This window comes from Saccharomonospora iraqiensis subsp. iraqiensis (assembly GCF_000430445.1).
Classification (GTDB): Bacteria; Actinomycetota; Actinomycetes; order Mycobacteriales; family Pseudonocardiaceae; genus Saccharomonospora; species Saccharomonospora iraqiensis.
The window spans coordinates 13,623-19,768 of the sequence record NZ_KE387032.1; the positions used below are offsets into that span (position 1 = coordinate 13,623).

Below are 6,146 nucleotides of genomic sequence, written 5' to 3' on the forward strand. Positions count from 1 at the left end.
CTGCGGATGGCGCTGCGCGACGCGGGGGTGCCGGTGTGGCTGCGCACCACCATGACCGGGCTGGTCACCGACGACGACGGTGCGGTGCTCGGCGCCACCCTGGAACGGGAGGGCGAACCGGTGCGGGTGCGCGCCCGGCGCGGGGTGCTGCTGGCCACCGGCGGGTTCGAGCACAACACCGACATGCGCGACAAGTACCTGCCCGAAGGGGCCCGGGAGAACCACAGCGCGGGCGCGCGGCAGAACACCGGTGACGGCATCCGCGCGGGCGAGGCGTTGGGCGCGGAGCTGGCGTTCATGGACGACGCCTGGTGGATGCCGTCGGTGCGGCACCCCGCGGGCGCGGTGATTCCGCTGGTGTCGGAACGCTGCATCCCGCGGTCGTTGATCGTCTCCGGCGAGGGCGGGCGGTTCACCAACGAGTCCGCCCCGTACGTGAACTTCGTCCACGACCAGCTCGCCGGGGGGCACGTCCCGGCGTGGTTCGTGATGGACGCCAAGGCCCGTGCCCGGTACCCGTTCGCCCAGGTGCTGCCCGGTGCGCCGTTCCCCGGGGCGTTCTACGAACAGGGCATCGTGCACACCGCCGACACGGTCGCCGAGCTGGCCGAGCGGATCGGGGTGGACCCGGAGGCGCTGACCGCGACGGTCGAGCGGTTCAACACCGCCGCCCGCTCGGGCACCGACCCCGACTTCGGCCGGGGCGAGAGCGCCTACGACCGCTACTACGGCGACCCCACCCTGCCGAACCCGAATCTCGACGTCGTCGACGAGGCGCCGTACTACGCGGTGCGCATCGAGGTCGGGGACCTCGGCACCAAGGGCGGCCTGGTCTGCGACGAGCACGGCCGGGTCCTGCGCCCGGACGGCTCGGCCGTGGCGGGGCTGTACGCCACCGGGAACACCTCCGCGCCGGTGATGGGCAACGAGTACGCCGGTCCGGGCGCGACCATCGGACCGTCGATGGTGTTCGGCTACCTCGCCGCGCGCCACGCCGCCGGGATCACCGGCGACACCGGCGACACCGGTGACACCGGTGACCCGCAAGGTGGCTGAGCACACCAGGAAGTCGGTGCACACCGGGAGATCGGTGCACATCGGAAGGTCGGTGAACGTGATGACCGCACCCCCTGTCCTGACCCTCCGCGTGGTCGAGGTGGTCGCCGAGACCGCCGACGCGCACTCGCTGGTGCTGGAGCCGGTCGACGACACCGGGGAGACCGGGAGGCTGCACTACCGGCCGGGCCAGTTCCTCACCGTGCGGATCCCCGGTGACGGGCCCGGCGGCGCCGCGCGGTGCTACTCGCTGTGTTCCTCACCGGTCGTGGACGACAAGCCCCGGATCACCGTCAAGCGGGTCGAGGGCGGGTACGGCTCCAACCGCCTCTGCGACCGCGTCGTGGAGGGCACCACGCTGGAGGCGTTGCGCCCGGCGGGCACGTTCACCCCGTCCGGGTTCGACGCGGACCTCCTGCTGGTCGCCGGGGGCAGCGGCAGCACACCCGTGCTGTCCATCCTCAAGTCCGTGCTGCACGCCGGGACCGGTGCGGTGACCCTGGTCTACGCCAACCGGGACGAGGACTCGGTGATCTTCCGGGACGAACTGCGGGGGCTCGTCGAGGCGTTCCCGGACCGGCTGACCGTGCTGCACTGGCTGGAGTCGGTGCAGGGCAGGCCGACCGTGCCCGCGGTGCGTGAGGTGCTGCGCCCGTATGCCGACCGCGAGGTGTTCCTGTGCGGGCCGGAGGCGTTCATGGCCGCGGTCACCGACGCGCTCAGCGGCCCGCAGGGCCTCGGCGTCGACCGGGCGCGGATAAACGTTGAGACGTTCCACTCGCTGACCGGCGACCCGTTCGCCGCACCGGAGGTTCCCGCCGACCCGTCCGGCACCGCCGACACCTCGCACCCGGACGGCTCCGCCGACACCGCGGACCCCGACGGCTCCGCCGCGGCCACCGCGGAGGTCGTCCTGGACGGGCAGCGGCACACCGTGCGCTGGCCCACCTCCGCGCGGCTGCTCGACGTGCTGCTGGCCGCCGGGATCGACGCGCCGTACTCGTGCCGGGAGGGCAACTGCAGCGCCTGTGCCTGCCTGCTGCGGGACGGCGAGGTGTCGATGGACCACAACGCCGTCCTCGACTCCGGCGACCTCGACGACGGGCTGATCCTGGCCTGCCAGGCGCGTCCGGTGTCCGACCACGTCACCGTCACCTACGAGGAGTGAGGCTCTTCCCGGTCAGCGGGAGACGCACCCCGCCGCGGACGCCGCGCTGACACCGTGGCAGCACCCCGCACCGACGCACACGCGGCACCTGACACAGAAGTGGGAAGACATGGCAGACACGGTCCTGGACGCGATCGAACAGGCGGCCGACGAGCTCGCCGAACTCGGTCCGGACAACGAGAAGCTCGGCAGGCTCACCGACGACGCCGCCGCGGCCCTGCGCCGCACCGGGGTCGTCCGCATGCTGCAACCGGCGAAGCACGGCGGTGACGAGGCCCATCCCCGCGAGTTCGCCGAGGCGGTCATGGCCACGGCGCGACACGACGGGTCGAGCGGCTGGGTCGCCGGGATCGTCGGTGTCCACCCGTGGGAGATGGCGATGGCCGACCCCCGCGTGCAGGAGGAGGTCTGGCGGTCCGGTCCGGACACCTGGATCGCCTCCCCGTACGCGCCGATGGGCACGGCGCGGCCGGTGGAGGGCGGGTACGTCTTCGACGGGCGCTGGCAGTTCTCCTCCGGGACCGACCACTGTGACTGGATCTTCCTCGGCGGCCGGCTCACCGACGCGGAGGGGACACCGCTGCAGCCGATGCGGGCGGCACACTTCATCCTGCCGCGGTCGGACTACGAGATCGTCCCCGACTCCTGGGACGTGGTCGGCCTGAAGGGCACCGGGAGCAAGGACGTCGTCGTCCGGGAGGCGTTCGTCCCGGAGTACCGGGTGATCGACTTCGGGTCGCTGGTCGACGGGAAGGCGCCGAAGGAGGCCGGGCTGACCAACCCGACCTACCACGTGCCCTTCACGTGCGCGTTCCCGCTCGGCATCACCGCGGCCGTGCTCGGCATCGCCGAGGGCGCCCTGGCACACCACATGGCCTACCAACGGCAGCGGGTGCAGATCACCGGCACCAAGGTCGTCGACGACCCCTACGTGCTGACCGCGATCAGCGAGGCGGCCGCCGAGATCTCCGCCTCCCGGGTGGCGCTGCTGGACAACGCCTCCCGGATGTACGACGCCGTCGCCGCGGGCCGCGAGGTCACCTTCGACGAACGCGCCGTCGGCCGCCGGACCCAGGTGCAGGCCGCGTGGCGGGCCGTGCGGGCGGTGGACGAGATCGTGGCCCGCTCCGGCGGCAACGCGCTGCGCGGCGACAACCCCATCCAGCGGTTCTGGCGGGACGCGCACATGGGCCTGGCACACGCGATCCACGTGCCCGGTTCGGTGTTCCACGCCTCCGCACTGACCCAGCTCGGCATCGACCCGCCGCAGGGCCCGATGCGCAGCATGATCTAGGAGAACGACCGTGCACAACGTGACGCAGATCCGGGGACTCGGCTACCTGCGGGTGGCCACGACCGACCTCGCCCGGTGGCGCGAGTTCGCCGTCGACGGACTCGGCTTCGCCGAGACGTCCGGACCGGACCCGGACGGGCTGTACCTGCGGATGGACGAACGCTGGGCGCGGCTGATCCTGCTGCCCGGCGACACCGACCGGGTGCTGGCCGTGGGGTGGGAGGTGCGCGACCAGTTCGCGCTCGCGGCGGTGGGCCGCGCCGTGGAGGCGGCGGGCACCCCGGTGACGATGCTGTCCCGGCCGGAGGCCGTGGAACGCGGCGCGGAGCAGGTGCTGAGTTTCACCGACCCGGCGGGCGTGCCGGTCGAGGTGTTCTTCGCCCCGCGGCTGGACCACAGCCCGCTGCTGACCGGGAGGGGACAGCGTTTCGTCACCGGCGAGCAGGGGATGGGCCACGTCGTGCTGCCCACCACCACACCGGAGGAGACGGTGTCCTTCTACACCGAGGTGCTCGGTTTCCTGCCGCGCGGCGCCATGCGCATCGACGGCGGCAAGGGCGACGTCAGCCGGGTCGAACCGCCGCGGGTGCGGTTCCTCGGCATCAACCGGCGGCACCACAGCCTCGCCGTCGCCCCCGCACCACACGGGGAGGAGCCGGGTCTGGTGCACCTGATGGTGGAGGTGGACGGGCTGGACGCCGTGGGCCGCGCGCTGGACCGGGTGCGCGAACTCGGCTTCTCCATCTCGTCGACCCTGGGCAGACACACCAACGACAAGATGGTGTCGTTCTACGTGCGTGCCCCGGGCGGCTGGGACATCGAGTACGGCACCGACGGGATGCTCGTCGACGAGAGCCACTACACCGCCGAGGAGATCACCGCGGACAGCTACTGGGGCCACGACTGGTCCGGCTCCGAACCGCTGGCCGCGTTCACCCCACGCTGAATGCCCCCACGCCCGGGCCACCGCACGCCGGGTCCCCGGAACCCACCCCCGCCGCGAAGGAGCGCGTACCGATGACGACCTCGCCGGCCACGGTGCCGGAGTCCACCGTGCACGACTACGACCTCACCACCGACGTGCTCGTGGTCGGCTTCGGCTGCGCGGGCGCCTCGGCCGCGATCGAGGCCGCCCGGGCCGGTGCGGAGGTGACCCTGCTGGACCGGGCGGGCGGCCCCGGTGGTGCGTCGGCGATGTCCGGCGGCGAGATCTATCTCGGCGGCGGCACACCGGTGCAGAAGGCGTGCGGGTTCGACGACTCGGCCGAGGACATGTTCGCCTACCTGTCGGCGGTGCTCGGCCCGCACGCCGACACCGGGAAGCTGCGCCTGTACTGCGACGGCTCGCTGGAGCACTTCGACTGGCTGTGCTCGCACGGCCTGACGTTCGCCCCCCGCCTCTACGACGCGCCGACGTGGATGCCGCCGACCGACGACGGGCTGATGTGGCTGGGGGAGAACGCCTGGCCCTACACCGAGCTCGCCCGGCCGGTGCCGCGCGGGCACCGGCCGGAGACCGAGGCCTTCGGTGGGTGGCTGCTGATGGAGAAACTCGCCGACGCCGCCCGCGCCGAGGGCGCGCGGGTGGAACTGGACACCCGGGCACACGCCCTGGTCGTCGACGACATCGGCCGGGTGGTGGGCCTGCGCGCCCGCCGCTACGGCGACGAGATCACCGTGCGGGCGCGCCGGGGGGTGGTGCTGACCACCGGCGGATTCGTGGACGACGAGGAGATGCTGGCCCACCACGCCCCGCACCTGGCCGGGCACGGCAAGGTCAGCGCGGGCCTGGACCACGGGGACGGCATCCGGATGGCGGCCGCCCTGGGTGCGGCGACCCGGCGGATGTCGGTCACCCAGATCGCGTTGTCCGTGGTGCCCGCGATGATCGCCCGCGGGATGCTGGTGAACGCGCACGGGCAGCGCTTCCGCAACGAGGACGTCTATCCGGGGCTGATCAGTGTCGACGCCGTGCGGAACCAGCCCGCGCCGTGGTGGGTGATCCTCGACGAACAGGCCTACGACGAGATCCCCAAGGGGGAGCTTTGGGGGGTGCGCCCCCAGCACGTCACCGAGACGCTGGCCGAGCTGGAGGAGGCCACCGGCATGCCCCCGGGTGCCCTGGAGACCACCGTCGGCGTCTACAACGAGCACGCCGCGCACGGGCGGGACCCGTACTTCCACAAGGCCGCGCGGTGGCTGCGCCCGCTGCGCCCGCCGTACGCGGCGATCGACACCCGGCTCGGTTTCGACAACGCGGGCAGGCACAAACCCGGGGACAACCCCGCGATCTCCGGGTTCACCCTCGGCGGCCTGCACACCGACGTGGACGGCGTCGTGTTCGACGTGGCCGGACGTCCGATCCGCGGCCTGTTCGCGGCCGGGCGCGCGAGCTCGGGCGTGCACGGCGAGAACTACGTCAGTGGCACCTCGCTCGGCGACGGCACGTTCTTCGGCAGGCGCGCCGGGCGTGCGGCGGCCGGGAAACCCGCCGGGACGGGGGCCGGGGCATGACCGGGGACGGCACGACGGACACGGCCACGACGGACACGGCCACGACGGACACGGCCACGACGGACACGGCCACGACGGACGCGGCCACGACGGACACGGGGCCGACCGACACGG

General features: G+C 72.9%; 5 protein-coding genes. All 5 read left to right on the forward strand.

Translation table 11 applies throughout. The annotated features are described in order from the left end of the window. On the forward strand, window positions 1–1,056 hold a 1,056-nt coding region (locus ACTIR_RS0100705; RefSeq protein WP_026452848.1), incomplete at its 5' end, for an FAD-binding protein. A gap of 61 nt (window positions 1,057–1,117) precedes the next feature. Further along, entirely contained in the window at window positions 1,118–2,224 is a 1,107-nt protein-coding gene (locus ACTIR_RS0100710; RefSeq protein ID WP_052583663.1) for a ferredoxin--NADP reductase, read from the forward strand. A 109-nt stretch (window positions 2,225–2,333) separates the two neighbouring features. Further along, complete coding sequence (locus ACTIR_RS0100715) at window positions 2,334–3,518, forward strand: acyl-CoA dehydrogenase family protein (RefSeq protein ID WP_026452850.1); 1,185 nt, start codon at window positions 2,334–2,336, stop codon at window positions 3,516–3,518. A gap of 10 nt (window positions 3,519–3,528) precedes the next feature. Continuing rightward, window positions 3,529–4,464: a VOC family protein gene (locus tag ACTIR_RS0100720; RefSeq protein ID WP_084789260.1), complete on the forward strand. Its 936-nt coding sequence runs from the start codon at window positions 3,529–3,531 to the stop codon at window positions 4,462–4,464. 71 nt (window positions 4,465–4,535) lie between these two features. Then, a complete protein-coding gene (locus ACTIR_RS0100725; RefSeq protein ID WP_026452852.1) occupies window positions 4,536–6,032 on the forward strand; it encodes an FAD-dependent oxidoreductase in 1,497 nt (498 codons plus the stop codon). Window positions 6,033–6,146: the final 114 nt, after the last annotated feature.

What these genes read in the sequence shown, in the direction of transcription:
- ACTIR_RS0100715 (WP_026452850.1), top strand. Translation starts at nt 2,334, where the DNA reads ATGGCAGACACGGTCCTGGACGCGATCGAACAGGCGGCCGACGAGCTC.
- ACTIR_RS0100710 (WP_052583663.1), top strand. Translation starts at nt 1,118, where the DNA reads ATGACCGCACCCCCTGTCCTGACCCTCCGCGTGGTCGAGGTGGTCGCC.
- ACTIR_RS0100725 (WP_026452852.1), top strand. Translation starts at nt 4,536, where the DNA reads ATGACGACCTCGCCGGCCACGGTGCCGGAGTCCACCGTGCACGACTAC.